The organism is Nocardia sp. NBC_00881 (genome assembly GCF_045207455.1).
GTDB lineage: Bacteria > Actinomycetota > Actinomycetes > Mycobacteriales > Mycobacteriaceae > Nocardia.
Genome location: NZ_CP108798.1, coordinates 7,070,352 through 7,086,975, shown reverse-complemented (window position 1 = coordinate 7,086,975; position 16,624 = coordinate 7,070,352). Strand labels below are relative to the sequence as shown.

15 protein-coding genes and 1 tRNA gene are annotated in these 16,624 nt (G+C 67.1%); 9 read left to right on the top strand and 7 right to left on the bottom strand.

The features are described from left to right. Position 1 precedes the first annotated feature (1 nt). Positions 2-196, bottom strand: a complete 195-nt coding sequence (locus tag OH799_RS29860; RefSeq protein WP_406270922.1) for a hypothetical protein — start codon at positions 194-196, stop codon at positions 2-4. A gap of 204 nt (positions 197-400) precedes the next feature. Here OH799_RS29860 and OH799_RS29855 point away from each other — a divergent pair, with 204 nt between their 5' ends. The 3 genes from OH799_RS29855 (at position 401) to OH799_RS29845 (ending at position 3,152) form a co-directional block, all read left to right on the top strand. After that, entirely contained in the window at positions 401-2,041 is a 1,641-nt protein-coding gene (locus OH799_RS29855) for an acyl-CoA carboxylase subunit beta (protein WP_406270919.1), read from the top strand. A gap of 143 nt (positions 2,042-2,184) precedes the next feature. Continuing rightward, positions 2,185-2,523: an acyl-CoA carboxylase subunit epsilon gene (locus OH799_RS29850; RefSeq protein WP_406270917.1), complete on the top strand. Its 339-nt coding sequence runs from the start codon at positions 2,185-2,187 to the stop codon at positions 2,521-2,523. Further along, the gene (locus tag OH799_RS29845; protein WP_406270914.1) at positions 2,520-3,152 is read left to right on the top strand and encodes a nucleoside triphosphate pyrophosphatase; all 633 of its coding nucleotides are present in this window, start codon (positions 2,520-2,522) and stop codon (positions 3,150-3,152) included. The genes OH799_RS29850 and OH799_RS29845 overlap by 4 nt, the downstream gene beginning before the upstream one ends. Here OH799_RS29845 and OH799_RS29840 read toward each other — a convergent pair. Then, a complete protein-coding gene (locus OH799_RS29840) occupies positions 3,081-3,872 on the bottom strand; it encodes a helix-turn-helix transcriptional regulator (RefSeq protein ID WP_406270911.1) in 792 nt (263 codons plus the stop codon). The genes OH799_RS29845 and OH799_RS29840 overlap by 72 nt on opposite strands. 165 nt (positions 3,873-4,037) lie before the next feature. On the opposite strand from OH799_RS29840, the gene OH799_RS29835 reads away from it, so the two are divergent. Together OH799_RS29835 and OH799_RS29830 are read left to right on the top strand one after the other, a co-directional pair. Then, the gene (locus OH799_RS29835; RefSeq protein ID WP_406270908.1) at positions 4,038-4,946 is read left to right on the top strand and encodes a sulfurtransferase; all 909 of its coding nucleotides are present in this window, start codon (positions 4,038-4,040) and stop codon (positions 4,944-4,946) included. Between the two features lie 198 nt (positions 4,947-5,144). Then, the gene (locus OH799_RS29830; protein WP_406270906.1) at positions 5,145-6,950 is read left to right on the top strand and encodes an acetyl/propionyl/methylcrotonyl-CoA carboxylase subunit alpha; all 1,806 of its coding nucleotides are present in this window, start codon (positions 5,145-5,147) and stop codon (positions 6,948-6,950) included. An 89-nt stretch (positions 6,951-7,039) separates the two neighbouring features. Here OH799_RS29830 and OH799_RS29825 read toward each other — a convergent pair whose 3' ends face one another. Both OH799_RS29825 and OH799_RS29820 read right to left on the bottom strand, forming a co-directional pair. Continuing rightward, the gene (locus OH799_RS29825; RefSeq protein WP_406270903.1) at positions 7,040-9,106 is read right to left on the bottom strand and encodes a protein kinase domain-containing protein; all 2,067 of its coding nucleotides are present in this window, start codon (positions 9,104-9,106) and stop codon (positions 7,040-7,042) included. 176 nt (positions 9,107-9,282) lie between these two features. Then, positions 9,283-10,701, bottom strand: a complete 1,419-nt coding sequence (locus OH799_RS29820; protein WP_406270900.1) for a protein kinase domain-containing protein — start codon at positions 10,699-10,701, stop codon at positions 9,283-9,285. Between the two features lie 31 nt (positions 10,702-10,732). On the opposite strand from OH799_RS29820, the gene OH799_RS29815 reads away from it, so the two are divergent. Next, positions 10,733-11,119: a DUF1707 domain-containing protein gene (locus OH799_RS29815; RefSeq protein WP_406270897.1), complete on the top strand. Its 387-nt coding sequence runs from the start codon at positions 10,733-10,735 to the stop codon at positions 11,117-11,119. Next, positions 11,119-11,463 (top strand): hypothetical protein, encoded by a 345-nt coding sequence (locus OH799_RS29810; RefSeq protein ID WP_406270894.1) that lies wholly within the window; start codon positions 11,119-11,121, stop codon positions 11,461-11,463. Before OH799_RS29815 ends, OH799_RS29810 begins: the two co-directional genes overlap by 1 nt. A 132-nt stretch (positions 11,464-11,595) precedes the next feature. Here the strand turns inward: OH799_RS29810 and OH799_RS29805 are convergent, their stop codons facing one another. From OH799_RS29805 to OH799_RS29795, 3 genes are all read right to left on the bottom strand, one after another. After that, entirely contained in the window at positions 11,596-12,846 is a 1,251-nt protein-coding gene (locus OH799_RS29805; RefSeq protein ID WP_406270891.1) for a beta-propeller fold lactonase family protein, read from the bottom strand. Between the two features lie 77 nt (positions 12,847-12,923). Beyond that, on the bottom strand, positions 12,924-14,267 hold the full coding sequence (lat, locus tag OH799_RS29800; protein ID WP_406270888.1) for an L-lysine 6-transaminase: 1,344 nt from the start codon (positions 14,265-14,267) through the stop codon (positions 12,924-12,926). 65 nt (positions 14,268-14,332) lie between these two features. Continuing rightward, positions 14,333-14,785, bottom strand: a complete 453-nt coding sequence (locus OH799_RS29795; RefSeq protein WP_357265920.1) for an Lrp/AsnC family transcriptional regulator — start codon at positions 14,783-14,785, stop codon at positions 14,333-14,335. A 112-nt stretch (positions 14,786-14,897) separates the two neighbouring features. On the opposite strand from OH799_RS29795, the gene OH799_RS29790 reads away from it, so the two are divergent. Next, on the top strand, positions 14,898-16,427 hold the full coding sequence (locus OH799_RS29790; protein ID WP_406270884.1) for an aldehyde dehydrogenase family protein: 1,530 nt from the start codon (positions 14,898-14,900) through the stop codon (positions 16,425-16,427). A 75-nt stretch (positions 16,428-16,502) separates the two neighbouring features. Further along, positions 16,503-16,576: transfer RNA gene (locus tag OH799_RS29785), tRNA-Met, on the top strand. Positions 16,577-16,624: the final 48 nt, after the last annotated feature.

Here is a 16,624-nt window from a genome sequence, read left to right as displayed (position 1 = left end):
GCTATCCGACGAGGTCGTACCCGCCGATCGGGTCGCGTGCCGCCATGCCCACCCCGTCACCTTCCGCGGTCTCGTCCCCTTCGGTCTCGGCCCGGTACTCGGCGTCGCCGTACTTCGGCTCGGTCTCCTCGCTCCGTGTGCTCGTCCACGCCGCCGCGGCGGCGTATTCGGTGACCGTCCTGCTCCATTCCCACATGGCGGGCTCCTCCCCTGAGCTCGAGAATCGGTCGTATCAAGCTATCTGGACACCCCCCGGCGGCGATACTCGTTTTCCGCCGATCGCGCCCGTCGATCGACCAGGAATTTTGCGTTACGCAACCTGATCTAGCTGCGGTTTTTACTCGCCGGTAGCCCGGAGTCGGATAGAAAGAAGCATTGGCACTCGTTACACTCCGGAGCCATGACGAGTGTCCAGCAGCAGCCCGCCTCGGGTCCGGCGGGTTCCCCCGATATCCACACCACCGCCGGGAAGCTGGCTGACCTGCGGAATCGGCTGGAAGAGGCCAAGCACCCGATGGGTGAGGCCGCAATCGACAAAGTGCACGCGAAGGGCAAGATGACTGCCCGTGAGCGCATCCTTGCCCTGCTGGACGAGGGTTCCTTCGTCGAACTCGACGCGCTGGCACGCCACCGCAGCGTGAACTTCGGCCTGGAGAACAACCGCCCGCTCGGCGACGGTGTGGTGACCGGTTACGGCACCATCGACGGCCGTGACGTGTGCATCTTCAGCCAGGACGTCACCGTGTTCGGCGGCAGCCTCGGCGAGGTCTACGGCGAGAAGATCGTCAAGGTGATGGACCTGGCCCTGAAGACCGGCCGTCCGCTGATCGGCATCAACGAGGGCGCGGGCGCGCGCATCCAGGAGGGCGTGGTCTCGCTCGGCCTCTACGGCGAGATCTTCCACCGCAACATCCAGGCCTCCGGCGTGATCCCGCAGATCTCGCTGATCATGGGCCCGGCCGCCGGTGGTCACGTGTACTCCCCCGCGCTGACCGACTTCGTGGTGATGGTCGACGGCACCAGCCAGATGTTCGTCACCGGGCCGGACGTCATCAAGACGGTGACCGGCGAGGACGTCACCATGGAGGATCTGGGCGGTGCGCACACGCACATGACCAAGTCCGGCGTCGCGCACTACGTCGCCTCCGGCGAGCAGGACGCGCTGGACTACGTCAAGGACCTGCTGTCGTACCTGCCGAGCAACAACCGCGCCGAGGCGCCGCGGTTCCCGGCCACCGACCCGGTCTCGGGCGCGATCGAGGACTCGCTCACCGACGAGGACCTCGAGCTGGACACGATCATCCCGGACTCCCCGAACCAGCCCTACGACATGCACGAGGTGATCCGTCGGCTGCTGGACGACGACGAGTTCCTCGAGGTGCAGGCCGAGCGCGCGATGAACATCATCGTCGGCTTCGGCCGAATCGACGGCCGCAGCGTCGGTATCGTGGCCAATCAGCCCACCCAGTTCGCCGGCTGCCTGGACATCGATGCCTCCGAGAAGGCGGCTCGATTCGTGCGCACCTGCGACGCGTTCAACATCCCGATCATCACCCTGGTCGACGTTCCCGGCTTCCTGCCCGGCACGGGCCAGGAGTACAACGGCATCATCCGGCGTGGCGCGAAGCTGCTCTATGCCTACGGCGAGGCCACTGTGGGCAAAATCACGATCATCACCCGCAAGGCCTACGGTGGCGCCTACGACGTTATGGGTTCCAAGCACATGGGTGCGGATGTGAACCTCGCCTGGCCGTCCGCTCAGATCGCCGTGATGGGCGCATCGGGCGCGGTCGGATTCGTCTACCGCAAGCAACTGCAGCAGGCCGCCAGAGAGGGCGGAGACGTCGATGCGCTGCGGCTCGAGCTGCAGAACGAGTACGAAGACACGCTCGTGAACCCGTACATCGCCGCCGAGCGCGGCTACGTGGACGCGGTCATCCCGCCGTCGCACACGCGCGGTCAAATCGTATCGGCGCTGCGATTGCTCGAACGCAAAATGGTTACCCTTCCGCCGAAGAAACACGGCAACATCCCGCTGTGATCAAGCGATATCCTCGTAAGCCGCGCACACTTGCGGAGACGCAATGAGTGGATCCGAGGATGATCTGCTTTGTTCGGGTATTTCGAAATGTGGGAACGCCTGATCAAATCAACGCGATCGAGGCAAAGAGAGGATCTGGCACTGTGACGACCGTGGCAGAAGAAGATGTGTTGAGCGCCGTCGAACTGGAACTCGCAGCCGACCCGATCGTGGATCAGGTCCGAGTGGCCACCGACGCGAACGCGACCGCCGCGCTACCGGCCGAAGCCACTGCGGAGCCCTTCTTCCGGATAGTGAAGGGCGCACCCACCGACGAGGAACTCGCCGCGCTGGTGTGTGTCCTGTCCGCCGCCGCGAACGGTGTCGCACCGGCGGGCCGGTCCGGTCCGCCGGACCTGTGGGGCCGCCCGACGCTGATGCATCGCGGCAGTTCGCCGTTCTCCCCGTACGCCTTCCCCCAACTGTCCCACCTGCGCGAGTGACGCGCCTGGTTCTCGCATCCGCATCCCCTGCCCGCAGGGAAGTACTCCGTTCGGCGGGCATCGACCCGATCGTCCGAGTATCCGACGTGGACGAGGACGCGGTGGCCCGTGCCCTTCCCCAGGGCACCGCGCCCCAGCTGGTCGTGGTCGAACTGGCCCGCGCCAAGGCGGCAGCCGTCGCCGCCGACATTTCCGAGCTCGCCACCGATTGTGTGGTGGTGGCCTGTGATTCGATGTTGCTCATCGATGGCGAGCTGCAGGGCAAGCCACACACCCCCGAGGTCGCCCGTGCCCGCTGGGGCGCCATGGCGGGGCGCAGCGCGGACCTGGTGACCGGCCACTGCGTGCTACGGCTGCGAAACGGGCAGGTCACCACCGAGGCGGTAGACCACAGTTCCACCACGGTGCATTTCGCCAAGCCGGAACCGGACGAGCTGGACGCCTACATCGCGACCGGCGAGCCGTTGCAGGTAGCGGGCGCGTTCACCCTCGATGGGCTGGGCGGCTGGTTCGTCGATCGCATCGACGGCGACCCCTCCAGCGTCATCGGAATCGGGCTACCACTGCTGCGCCGATTGCTTGATGACGTTGGGGTCGGAGTTACGCAGTTGTGGGGCCACACGGCCTGACGGCGCGCTCAGCGGCTCGGGAATCTCCACATCACCACCGGCGGGCACCGTTGCCGTTGCCGCCTCGCGGGTTTCAGCGTGCCGCGCGGCAATGAGTTCCAGTCGCGCCACGCAGAGCTCCGGCTCTACGAACGGATGCATCTGGACATCGACCTCGCCGCGCGCACCGTTGCGATCGAGCACCTCTTCGATCAGGCCGAGATGCACACCGCACACCACCTCGGAGTGCGTCCGCGCGAGCTCGCGCAGCGGGCAAGCCGTCAGCCGGATCAACACCCGCTCGTCGGTCTCCGAAGAAGGATCGCGTTCCGGCGCGAAGCCGAGCTCCGACATCAGCGTCATGGTGACGTCTTTGGCGTCTTCCAGCGATTCGATCCGATGGTCGCCGACATCGAGCTTGGCGCCCCAGGCCCGGCCTGCCGCGACGGCAGCCTCCGACCGACGCCGCGGATCGGGCCCCAACTGGTCGGCGAGCACCTGCGCCAAATCCTGGTAGCCGACCGATCGCTGGACTGCGCTGTATCCGATGCGCGGGCGCCCGCGGCCGCGAGGTGGCTGCTGGAATTGCCGGACGAGGGATTCCCTGGTGAGGACGTCCAGATGAAACCGAACCGTGGTGACGTGCTGTCCGGTGATTCTGGCCAGTTCTTGGGCGTCGAGAGGTTCGCTGGCGCCACGTAGGATCGCGAGCAGTCGCCGCCGCGGCCAAGAATCGGACATAGCTCACCCCTCCTCTCGGGAGACTTTATCGGATGTAGGTGCGATTAATTCGTCCTCAGCCGATTTGTGATCTGAAACGAGAGTCACTATCGCCCCACACCTAGCATCGCTGTGAGACCCGAAGCCGTTGTCACCACCGCCTACTCACGCGTGAAGGACCCCATCGTGCCCGTTGCCCCGGATCCTCATTCCTCATTCGGTTCCTACGCACATCCTCACCGACTAGTAACCACCGAATGGCTGTCGGCAAACATCGGCACGAAGGGACTCGCGATCATCGAGTCCAACGAGGACATATTGCTCTACGACATCGGGCACGTTCCGGGCGCCACCAAGCTGGATTGGCGAGGCGATCTGAACGATCCGGTCACGCGCGACTATATCGACGGAACCCGCTTCACCGAACTGATGCGCGCCAAAGGAATCGAAGTCGACGACACGGTGGTGATCTACGGCGATCGAGGCAATGCCCAGGCGGCGCACACGGCATGGGTCTTCACTTTGTTCGGGCACGAGGACGTGCGGTTGCTCGACGGAGGGCGGGCGGCATGGATCTCCGAAGGACGCGACGCGACCTTCGAGCCCGCCTACGGTGTCGCCAGCGAGTACCCGACCGTGCGCCGCGACGACAGCACCGCTCGTGCCTTCCGCGGGGACGTGCTCGCCCACCTGGGCAAGCCGCTGATCGACGTGCGTTCACCCGAGGAGTATTCCGGTGCGCCGAAGCCGGACAACCCCCAGTACGCCGCGCTGCGCGACGGCCACATTCCGACTGCGCTCAACATCCCGTGGACCGAGTCGCTCGCCCCGGACGGACGGTTCCGCCCGCGCGCGGAACTCGACGAGATCTACCGCCCGCTGGCCGGCCGGGACGACCTGGTGGTCTACAGCCGGGTCGGTGTACGGTCCAGCCACACCTGGTTCGTCCTCACCTATCTGCTCGGCTATGACACCGTCCGCAACTACGACGGTTCCTGGACCGAATGGGGGAACACGGTGCGGATGCCGATCACCAAGGGAGATGATTCCGGCGAGGTCCCTACGGGCGCCGCACGGCGCGCCCGCAGCAGGTAGGGCGGACTGCGGTCCCGAATACTGCCCGCGTAGGTTGTGATCTACGACCTACCGTTGAGTAGGGCTAGCCGAGTTCTGTGTCTGTTGGCAGACTGCCTACACTCGCCCGAGACGTAAGTTTGTCGACCACGGGAGCGGAGCCCTGCGCAGCGACCCCACCCCCCGCGAAGCGACCAAAGATTGCACACAGGAGGCTCAGTGCCCAGCCATGCCAGCGCACGGATCACGAAGGTACTCGTAGCTAACCGAGGCGAAATCGCGGTGCGCGTAATCCGGGCAGCCAAGGACGCCGGCATCGGCAGCGTCGCGGTGTACGCGGAGCCGGACGCCGATGCCCCGTTCGTGAAGCTTGCCGACGAGGCTTTCGCCCTGGGTGGGCAGACCTCGGCCGAGTCGTATCTCGTGTTCGACAAGATCCTCGACGCCGCCGCCAGGTCCGGCGCCGATGCCATCCACCCCGGCTACGGCTTCCTGTCGGAGAACGCCGATTTCGCCCAGGCCGTCATCGACGCCGGGCTGATCTGGATCGGCCCCTCGCCGCAATCGATTCGCGACCTGGGTGACAAGGTCACCGCCCGCCACATCGCCGAACGCGCGAACGCGCCGATGGCCGCCGGCACCAAGGACCCGGTCAAGAACGCCGACGAGGTTGTGGAATTCGCGAAGAAGTACGGCGTTCCGGTCGCTATCAAGGCCGCGTTCGGCGGCGGCGGTCGTGGCATGAAGGTCGCGCACTCCATCGAGGAAATCCCCGAGCTGTTCGAGTCGGCTACCCGTGAGGCGACCGCCGCCTTCGGCCGCGGTGAGTGCTTCGTCGAGCAGTATCTGGACAAGGCCCGCCACGTCGAGGCGCAGGTCATCGCCGACAAGCACGGCAACGTCGTGGTCGCAGGCACCCGCGACTGCTCGCTGCAGCGGCGCTTCCAGAAGCTTGTCGAGGAGGCCCCCGCGCCGTTCCTGACTGACGAGGTGCGTGCGAAGATCCACGCCTCGGCCAAAGCGATCTGCAAGGAAGCCCACTACTACGGCGCGGGCACCGTCGAATACCTCGTGCAGGGCGACACCGTCTCGTTCCTCGAGGTGAACACCCGCCTCCAGGTCGAGCATCCGGTCACCGAGGAGACCGCGGGCATCGACCTGGTGCGCCAGCAGTTCCGCATCGCCAACGGCGAAGAGCTGGAGATAAAGGAAGACCCGAAGCCGCGCGGCCACTCCTTCGAGTTCCGCATCAACGGCGAGGACGCCGGCCGCGGCTTCCTGCCCGCCCCCGGCCCGGTCGCGGTGTACAAGGAGCCGACCGGCCCCGGTGTCCGCGTGGACTCCGGCGTGGTGCAGGGCAGCGTGATCGGCGGACAGTTCGACTCGATGCTGGCCAAGCTGATCGTCACCGGCGAGAACCGCACGCAGGCGCTGGAGCGGGCACGACGCGCCCTGGCCGAGTTCGAGGTCGACGGCCTTGCCACCGTCATCCCGTTCCACCGGGCGATCGTCGAGGACCCGGCGTTCGTCGGTGACGGCGAGAGGTTCGAGGTCTACACCAAGTGGATCGAAACCGAGTGGGTCAACACTGTCGAGCCGTTCAGCGTGAGTGCCGCCGCGGCCGACGAGGACGAGGATCTGCCGCGACAGAAGGTTGTCGTCGAGGTCGGCGGTCGCCGGGTCGAGGTGTCGCTGCCCGGAAACTTCACTGTGGGCGCCGGAGCAGCTGGAGCGGCGAGCAACGGCGCCGGTGTGATCCGCAAGAAGCCGAAGCCCCGCAAGCGTGGCGGCGTGGGCGGCGGTGCGGCCTCCGGTGACGCGGTCACCGCGCCGATGCAGGGCACGGTCGTCAAGGTCGCCGTCGAGGAAGGCCAGTCCGTCGAAGCGGGTGACCTGATCCTGGTGCTCGAGGCGATGAAGATGGAGAACCCGGTCAACGCGCACAAGGCGGGCGTGGTCACCGGCCTGTCCGTCGAGGCGGGCGCGGCGATCACCCAGGGTACGGTTCTCGCGGAGATCAAGTAGACAGCGGGCGAAGACCGTCTCCGAGCGGGCGCTGGACAACAAGGTCCGCGCCCGCTCGGTTTCGATCGGCGGCGTTCGCGGCCCCTGCGTCAGTTGAGGTGCACCTGGACGCCGTTGGAGAGGACGAAGTCGTGGAGTTCGAGGCGGTCGGGGCTGACCTGCGGCGGTAGATCGAAGACCAGTTGGGTGGTGGCGGACTGGCCAGGGCGCAGCTCGAACGAATAGCCGAGGCGCTGTTGGGTGTTCTGCCACATGGTGGCGGTGGCATTGTGCTCGAAAGGGGTGCCCTGGGCGTCGAACAGGCGCTGGCCCAGTGGCAGAAACCACTTCACCTCGTCGGAGATGTTGCGGACGGCCAGGGTGACGATCAGGAACGATCCTGCGGTCGTTTGCCATCCTACCCGCGACACGTCCGCGTCGACCTTCGTCACGACGAACTCGAATTTGCCGTCGCGGACCGGGGTGTCCACCGACGCCGGTACGACGGGCTCCGGCAGCGACCGATCCTGCGGTCCGGGATGCTCGTCCGCACGCACCAAGGGTGGGGAGGCGGGTGCACCGCCGCCCGAATCGCTCGCCTTGCTCCCGACGGCGATCAGCGCGAAACATCCCGCGGCGAGGGCGAACGGTGCCAGGAAGATCACGATCAGCGAACCGATCACCTTCGACATCAAGCTCCGCCGCTGCCGCTGCCGTCGCTGCGGCACCGGGACGAGCGGGCGCGCCTGACGAGGTCGGTAGCCAGGACGATTGACCGGAGTGGGGAAGACCCTGCGCGCGGGTGTGCCTGTCCGCGGATACGGTACGGGCAACGGGGTGGCTGGCCTCGGTGCCAGCACCCGCGCCTGGAGTGCGAGCAGCCGCGCCTGCCATCCGCCTGGGTTGGGCCCGGTGCCCGCCTGGCCACGTCGAGCGGGAACCGCGGGATACGGCCCGTTCGGGTACCACTGCTGCGCGCCTGAATGCGGCTGCCCAGCAACCGGATACATCGGACCCGCACTCACCTGTGGTTGGCGCGCATCGAAATAGGCCTGCCGATTACTCTGCGCTGCGTCGAGAGACGAGGAACCATGCTGTCCCACAACGGGATTTGCTTGTAACGCGATCGGGGATATATCCAGCCTCGTCGCTACCAAGGTCGGCGGCGGCCCCGGTTCCGGCAGCACCTTCGTCGGCGTCGGCCCGCATTCCGCGGCCGCGGGAGCCTGCCCGGATCGCGGCGGATGTTCCGCAGCGGGTTCGTCGGTCAGGAGTTTCGTTGCAGGGCGGCTGGATCCGGGGAGGTGCGTGGTCGGCGGCATCGAGTCAGCTGCGGCAACCGGTGCAATCTGCGCACGCAGGGCGGGCGCACCGATCGCCGCGCGTGCGGCGGCGGCGAATTCTCCTGCGGTGGAGAATCGTTCGGCCGGGTCTTTGGCCAGACCCCGGTCGATGACGGCGTCGAGTTCGACCGGGACGTCGACGCGAGCCGAGCTGGCGTGCGGCGGTGCCGACATCAGGTGGGCGTGCATCTGCTGGGCGGGATCGGTGTCGCCGTAGGGCCGGGAGCCGGTGAGGCATTCGTAGAGCACACAGGCCAGTGAATAGACGTCCGCGCGACCGTCCACCTCGCCGGTGAACCGCTCCGGAGCCATGTACGCCAGGGTGCCGATCGCCATGCCCGTGGTGGTCACGGCAGTCTGGCCAAGCCCATGTGCGATGCCGAAGTCGATCAGGTAGGTAAAGCCGGTGGGATGGACGATGATGTTCGACGGTTTGACGTCGCGGTGTACCAGCCCGGCCCGATGCGCCACATCGAGCGCCACCGCCACGTGACCGACGATACCGACCGCGATGTCCGGTGCCAGCGGGCCCTCGGCCGCCAGCTTGCCCGCCAGGTCGGCGCCCTCGACGAACTGCATGTCGATATAGAACCGACCGTCGATCTCGCCGAAGCGGTGAATCCGCGGCACGTGCGGATCGCGCAACGCGGCAACGGCCTCGGCTTCGCGCTCGAATCGCTTGCGATATCCCCCGGCGGCCGCGAGTTCGGCGGGCAGGAGTTTCAGCGCCACCCATCGCGGCGCAGCCAGGTCGTACGCCAACCAGACCTGCCCCATGCCGCCCTTGCCGAGCAGCCGCTCCAGCCGGTAACCCCCGAATCGCACCTCCCCCATCGCGAACCTCCAGTCACCATTGACGTCTGGCGGACCCGGCCTTCGCCCCGAACGAGCCGACAACGGAAATCAGCAGCTCACCATACGAATACCGAATATCCATCCTCTTTCGGAGCCTAACCGCACCCGGGCGTACGCACCACTGTGGGCTGGACGACAGTCCCGAGCACGCCCACCTACCTGCGTGGCTTTTCCGGCCTGCCGTTGCCTTGGTTCGAGTGGCCCGGCTGGTCCTTGCCCGGCTGTTCCTTGCCCGGCTTGTCCTTGCGCGGTTCGTCGATCCCGGATTCGGCGCCACCGTTATCAGCCTGCCCTGCTGCCACCTCATCGCCTGGCTTGGCCAGCGACGGAGTCCAGCTCGCGCTACCCGGCGCCACCGCCACGCAGGTCAGCGGGATGCCGTCGACGGCGACCGCCTGCGCGTCGACGGCGGGATCACACAGCTGGCCAGCCGCGGGCACGACGCGGGTCGGCGCCGAAATCGGTACCGGCGGCGGCGCGGCTGGACCCTGCGACGTCAAGTCCGGTCGCGGCGTGTGCCCTGCCTCCGACGACGGGACCGAGGGAGTGACAGGGCCCGCGTCGGCTGTCTCTGGTCGCCCGATCCAGAGCGCGCCGGCGATCGTCGCGACGAGGGCGGTGATGGCCGCGACCGCCAGTCGCGGCTCCACAGCCGTCCGCGCCACCACCCTGCTCGAGCGGGCTGCCGTCGGCATCCAGCGTGGTGACGGCGGGATGCGCGTTCGCACCACCGCCGGCGTGATCTCGACCGTCGTCGCGTCCCGACCGGTCACCGCCGCGTAGCCCGCCGACGCGAGCTCACCCGCGCTGGACCACCGCTGGTCCGGGTCCTTCGCCATGCCGCGGGCGATCACCACGTCCAATGCGGCGGGCACGGCCGGATCGACCTCGGAAGCGAGCGGCGGGGCGTCCATCACGTGGGCACGCAACTGCCGGACCGAGTCGCCGTTGCCGAATGGCCGTTGCCCGGTAAGGCATTCGTAGAGCACGCAGGCCAGCGAGTATTGGTCGGACCGGGCACTCGCCGAGCCGTCGAACCGTTCGGGCGCCATGTATGCCAGCGTGCCGACCACAGTGCCGGTGACCGTGATGGCGGGTTGGTCGGTCCGGTGCGCGGTGCCGAAGTCGATCAGATACACCGTGCCGCTGGGCGTCACCATGAGGTTGGACGGCTTGACGTCACGGTGCACCAGGCCCGCGCGATGAACGGTGTCGAGTGCCGCCGCGGTCTGGGCCACGATCTCGACCGCGGCCGCCGGTGCCATCGGCCCGTCCCGCCGCAGCAGCGCGGCTACATCAGCACCCTCGACGAAGCCCATGGCAATGTACAGTCGCCCGTCCAGTTCACCGAAGGAATGGACCGGCACCAGGTGTGGCCCACGCACCTGAGCCGCCAGCCGCGCTTCCCTGGTGAACCGCTGCCGGAATGCGGGATCGGCCGCGTGCCCCGCGGAGAGCACCTTCAATGCGACGGATCGGTTGGCGACCGTGTCGTACGCCAACCAGACCTCCCCGGTGCCGCCGCTACCCAGCAACCGATCGAGGCGGTAGTGGCCGAACCACATCTCGCCCATCGCGAAATATCCTCCCGCTAGCCTTTTCCTCATGGAGGAGTTACCCGAAATTCGGATCGGCACCGCGGAACGCGAGCAGGCGATGCGGCGACTGTCCGATCATTTCGCAGCCGGGCGGCTCAGCGTCGCGGAATTCGACGAGCGCAGCGGCTCAGTCGCCGCGGCGCTCACCCATGGTGATCTGGACGAGGTGTTCACGGATCTGCCCGCCGAGCCCGTGACGGCGGCGGCGCCGCCCGCCGATCGCGCCGGCGGATTCCTCGCCGAATGGCCCGCTCGGGTGATCGCCGCGATCCCGATCATCGCGATCATTCTATTCTTCACCACCGGCAGTTGGCTCTGGTTCCTGGCCATCCCGCTCGCGGGGGCACTGTTCGGCACCCGGCGGCACCAGCGCGACGAGGAGGACAAGGACTGATGGAACCGATCGAGATCAACGCGGGCACTTGGTATCTGCGCTCTCTGCGCGCGGACGACCGCATCGATGACCGCCCCGCGCTGGCGGCCGGGGGGATCACCGACCCGGATTACGTAGCCAGGCGCAGTGCGGGCTGGGACGAGGAGACCCACTTCTCCTGGGCCGTCTGCGAGCCGACCACCGCCGAGCTGGTGGCCGAGATCGGCGTAACTCCTGCTGGCGACGGCACCGCGAGGCTCACCGGGTGGGCGCGCCCTGGCTACGAGTCCGCGCTGGACGCCGGGCTGACTACCGTCCGTCGTTTTGTCGAGGGTGGATTGGGCCTGCGCCCGGTTGCCTCCTGATCTGTCTCCGAGTACGAGGGCGACCCTCCTTCGGATTCCTCATCCGCCGGTACCTAAACAGCCCTGCGATGCTGACTTTTGGCGCTGGTGTGCTTTCTGTACCGCACACGCGGTTCGGCGAGGTGTGTGGTGTCAGCGCATGACACCGGTGTGCCCGGTGGAATAGCGGCCGGGCTGGGGCCAGATGGTGAGACCATGCGGTCCCCTGCCGACGCGGATGCGCGCCAAGAGGTTCCAGCCGACGATGTCGATGGCGTACACCTCCCCGTGGTGGCGACCGGTGGCCCAGAAGACGCGGCCGTCCGCGGACAGGTTGCCCATGTCCGGACTGCCGCCCCCGGGCACGAACCACTTGTGCACCAGCGCGTTCGCCGCGAAATCCCAGACCGAGATGCTGCCTTCGTGCCGGTTGGTGATGAGCATCTGCCTGGAGTCTCGGGTGACGTAGAGCCCGTGTGTCCCCTTGCCGGTCGGTACGAACCCGATGTTGTCGAAGGTGTGCGCGTCGACCGTGTAGATACCGTTCGCGACCATGTCGGCGACGAAGAAGGTGTGGCCGTCCGGCGACAGCTTCACATCCTGCGGCTTTCCGGAGCGACCGCCCGGCAGGTCGATCATCTTGACGACCCTGTGCTCGGCGACGTCGAAAACGAGCATCCGGCCCACAAATTCGCACGAGGCCAGGGCGAACCGGCCGTCGGCGGTGAAGTCCATGTGGTCGACGCCAGCGCAGTCGGGCACCGCGAGGGCGTGCACTTTCTGCCAGGTCCGTGGATCGTAGAAGTCCAGTGACTTGTCCGCCTCCGCGACGACCAGCGCATATCGGCCGTCCGGCGTGAAATACATATTGTAGGGATCACGCACCGGAACCGGCTGCCCCGGCTTGCCGGTGCGCGGATCGATCGGCAACAGGCTGCCCCCGCCCAGCGGCATGTCGTTGGTGACGAACAGCGTCTGCATGTCGTAGGACGGCACGACGTGCTGGGGTTCCAGTCCGCCCGCGGGGAAGGTGTCGATCACCTGAAAGGAGTTCGGATCGATCACCGAAACCGTGTTCGACTCGCTGTTGGGCACATAGACGAGCGGGCGGTGGTCGGCCACGCTCGGGAGCAGCTCACGGTTGGCCGCATACACGTCGGTCGGCGAGAGCGGCGGGGGCATTCCAGGAAGCAGATCGGTCAGATGCGGCGGAAACGCAGTGGTGGTCCTGGGGGCGATGGTGGTCTCGGCCGTCGGGCCGGTCGCCGTGCCCGCGTCGCTGGTGGCGCAGCCCGCTACGGCGGCCAGCGCTGCGAGGCAAACCACGATGTCGTGGGGTGCGCGGCTGCGGTCTTTGCGCTGTCGGTTCACGCGCTGCACCGGGTGGTGAAGACGAGAGGACATGCCTGCGAAGCCTAGGGGGTGAATCCGGGATTCCGGCGCATCCGCGCCGAGGACACCGGAATGCCCGGACCATCCCGTTATGCGAGTGATTCGAGACCGGTGAGCACCCTGTCCAGCGCGTCGACTGCCTCGTCCAGTTCGGCGGCGGTGACCGTCAACGGCGGGCGGAACCGGATGCCCCGCTCGCCGGTTCCGAGGATCAGCACGTGCTCGCGCTCGCGCAACGAGGTGAGCACCTCGTCCCGCAGCCGGACCGAGGACAGTGTGATCGCGCACATCAGTCCGCGCCCGCGCGGCTCGCTGACGTCGGTGTGGTCGACGGCCAGCGATTCCAGCCGATCGAGCAGGTGCGCGCCGAGCAGCCGGGACCGTTCGATCAGCTCGTCGCGCTCGAGCACCTCGAGGATGCGCCGGGTGCGCACCATGTCGGTGAGGTTGCCACCCCAGGTCGAGTTGAGCCGGGAGCTGACCGCAAACACGTTGTCGGGCACCTCGTCCAGGCGCCCGCCCGCCATCACGCCACACACCTGAGTCTTCTTGCCGAAGGCGACCACGTCGGGCTCGAGCCCGAGTTGCTGGTAGGCCCAGGTGGTTCCGGTCATACCGACACCGGTCTGCACCTCGTCGAGCACGAACAGGGCGTCGTTCTCGTGACACAGCCGCTGCACGGCCTGCAGAAACTCCGGACGCAAATGCCGGTCGCCGCCTTCGCCTTGAATCGGCTCGGCGATGAAACATGCGATGTCGTGCGGGTATTCCGCGAACGCGCGCCGCGCCTGGTCCAGAGCACTGGCCTCGGCGTCCTCGATATCGAATGCTTCGGTGTGGTACGGCGCCTTGATGCGGGGCCAGTCGAACTTGGGGAAGCGCGCGGTCTTCACCGGGTCGGTATTGGTGAGCGACATGGTGTAGCCGGTGCGGCCGTGGAACGCGCCGGTCAGATGTAGCACTTTGGTGCCGAGTTCCGGTGCGCGGCCGTGGGATTCGTTATGCCTGGACTTCCAGTCGAACGCGATCTTGAGCGCGTTCTCCACCGCCAGGCCGCCACTGTCGATGAAGAACAGGTGCGGTAGCCGTGGATCGCCGAGCACCCGCACGAAGGTTTCGACGAAGCGGGCCATCTCGACGGTGTAGATGTCGGAGTTGCTCGGCTTGTTGAGCGCCGCGGTGACGAGCTCGGCGCGGAACTCCTCATCGTCGGCGAGGTCGGGATGGTTCATGCCCAGCGCGTTGGACGCGAAGAAGCCGAACATATCGAGGTAGGAGCTGCCGTCACGTTCGTCGACGAGACGGCAGCCGCGGGACTGCCGTAGATCCAGCACCAAATCGAAGCCATCGGCAAGGATGCTGGCCGACAAGATCTCATGTACCCGGGCGGCGGGGGTGACCGCCGGGCGGGTGCGTTCCAGTTCGATGGTCACGCCCCCGAGGGTACGTAAATATTTACGGAATCTCTACAGAACAGAGGATTAATTACGTGCTATGGCTACCTGTCATAGAATGTCTGCAAGATGATGGTGCTTCGGGTTCTGACATTGGCGGTCGCTCTGATCTCCTGCAGCAGCTGCTCGAGGTGCCTCGGAGACGCAACGCGCACCAGCAGGACGTAGCTCTCGTCGCCCGCGACCGAGTGGCATGCCTCGATACCGGGGATGTGCTGCAACACCGCGGGCGCGTCATCGGGTTGAGACGGGTCGAGAGGAGTGATCGCGACGAATGCCGACAAGAGCTGGCCGAGAGATTCGGGATCGACGTGCGCGGTGTATCCGCGAATCACGCCGCGTGCCTCTAGTCGACGGACCCGCGATTGCACGGCGGACACCGACAGACTTGCCTTTTCGGCCAGATTCGACAGCGTGGCCCGTCCATCGGCCATCAGCTCACGAATCAGCAGGCGATCGATGTCATCGAGTACGGGTCGAGCCGGTGTATCCGCCATCAGCGAAGGCTAACCCAGGCGGCCCGCCCCGTGTCCGAAACCTGACCCCCACCCTCCCGCTATGTGGGATAGATACGCCGCGACGCGGCTGAAAGGTACGGCGGAACAACACATGACTGAAGTACTCGGCGCCAAGACCACCCAGGAACTCGCTGCTCGCGCGGCCGCGGTATTGCACGGACTCGGTGCGCGGCCGCCCGAGCCCGGCGAGCTGCCCGCGCGCACTCCGATCACCGGAGGACAGCTGCTGACCCTGCGCCCGAGCTCGCTCGACGAGGTCGACGCCGCGATCGGCCGGGCCGCCAGCGCATTCCAGGCGTGGCGCCGCGATCCGGCTCCCGTCCGGGCCGCGGTGGTACGCAGACTGGCGGAGCTGCTCACCGCGCACAAGAGTGAGCTGGCCGAGCTGGTGACGCTGGAGGCGGGCAAGATCCCCGCCGAGGCCGCGGGCGAGGTGCAGGAGATGATCGACATCTGCGAGTTCGCCATCGGACTCTCCCGGCAGCTGTACGGACATACCATGCCGTCGGAGCGGCCGGGGCACCGATTGATGGAGACCTGGCACCCACTCGGCGTGGTCGGGGTGATCTCGGCGTTCAACTTCCCGGTCGCGGTATGGGCGTGGAATACGGCGGTCGCGCTCGTCTGCGGCGACACCGTGGTGTGGAAGCCGTCGGAGACCACACCGCTGACGGCGGTGGCCTGTCACGCCCTGTTGCGGCGCGCCGCCGTCGATGTCGGCGCGGATCCTGAAGTGCACCAACTGATTCAGGGCGCGAGCGAAGTTGGATCCCGGCTGGTGGAGGACGAGCGGGTAGCGCTGGTCAGCGCGACCGGCTCGGTGCGGATGGGCCGGCTCGTCGCACCACGCGTCGCCGATCGGTTGGGACGCTGCCTGTTGGAACTGGGTGGCAACAACGGCGCCATCGTCACACAGTCGGCAGATCTGGAGCTGGCGGCACGGGCGGTCGTGTTCGCGGCGGCGGGCACGGCCGGGCAGCGGTGCACCACGCTGCGGCGGCTGATCGCGCACCGCGACGTGATCGGCCCGCTGGTCGACCGACTCGAGCGCGCGTATCGACAACTGCCCGTTGGCAATCCGCTCGACGACGGGGTTCTCGTCGGTCCGCTGATCGACGGCAGGGCCTACGCCGGGATGCGTGCCGCGCTGGACAAGGCGCTCGCGGACGGCGGCGAACTGGTCTGCGGCGGCGAGCGAGTGGAGGGATTCGGCGACGACGCCTACTACGTGCGGCCCGCCATCGTGCGCATGCCCGCGCAGACCGCCGTGGTGCGCGAGGAGACCTTCGCACCGATCCTGTACGTGCTCACCTACGACGACTTCGACCGCGCGATTACCTTGCACAACCAAGTGCCACAGGGCCTTTCGTCGTCGATCTTCACCACCGACCAGCGCGAGGCCGAGCGCTTCCTCGCCGCCGACGGCTCCGACTGCGGTATCGCCAACGTCAACATCGGCACCTCCGGCGCCGAGATCGGCGGCGCCTTCGGCGGGGAGAAGCAAACCGGCGGTGGCCGTGAATCCGGTTCCGACGCCTGGAAGGCCTACATGCGCCGGGCCACCAACACCGTCAACTACTCCACCGAACTGCCCCTCGCGCAGGGCATAAAGTTCGGCTGAGCAACCCTCCGCACCCACCTCCACCTGCACGATTCGGTGTTACGCGCACACCTGTGTAGTGTTGTGCATACCCGACGCGGGGTGGAGCAGCTCGGTAGCTCGCTGGGCTCATAACCCAGAGGTCGCAGGTTCAAATCCTGTCCCCGCTACTACGCGAAGTGGCCCGGAGAGATATCTCCGGGCCACTTCGCGTTGTG

Coding starts and splice junctions, on each gene's coding strand:
- OH799_RS29795 (WP_357265920.1), bottom strand. CDS start 14,785: ATGGCGGATACACCGGCTCGACCCGTACTCGATGACATCGATCGCCTG.
- OH799_RS29840 (WP_406270911.1), bottom strand. CDS start 3,872: ATGTCCGATTCTTGGCCGCGGCGGCGACTGCTCGCGATCCTACGTGGC.
- OH799_RS29825 (WP_406270903.1), bottom strand. CDS start 9,106: ATGGGGGAGGTGCGATTCGGGGGTTACCGGCTGGAGCGGCTGCTCGGC.
- OH799_RS29855 (WP_406270919.1), top strand. CDS start 401: ATGACGAGTGTCCAGCAGCAGCCCGCCTCGGGTCCGGCGGGTTCCCCC.
- OH799_RS29820 (WP_406270900.1), bottom strand. CDS start 10,701: ATGGGCGAGATGTGGTTCGGCCACTACCGCCTCGATCGGTTGCTGGGT.
- OH799_RS29815 (WP_406270897.1), top strand. CDS start 10,733: ATGGAGGAGTTACCCGAAATTCGGATCGGCACCGCGGAACGCGAGCAG.
- OH799_RS29790 (WP_406270884.1), top strand. CDS start 14,898: ATGACTGAAGTACTCGGCGCCAAGACCACCCAGGAACTCGCTGCTCGC.
- OH799_RS29810 (WP_406270894.1), top strand. CDS start 11,119: ATGGAACCGATCGAGATCAACGCGGGCACTTGGTATCTGCGCTCTCTG.
- OH799_RS29805 (WP_406270891.1), bottom strand. CDS start 12,846: ATGTCCTCTCGTCTTCACCACCCGGTGCAGCGCGTGAACCGACAGCGC.
- OH799_RS29860 (WP_406270922.1), bottom strand. CDS start 196: ATGTGGGAATGGAGCAGGACGGTCACCGAATACGCCGCCGCGGCGGCG.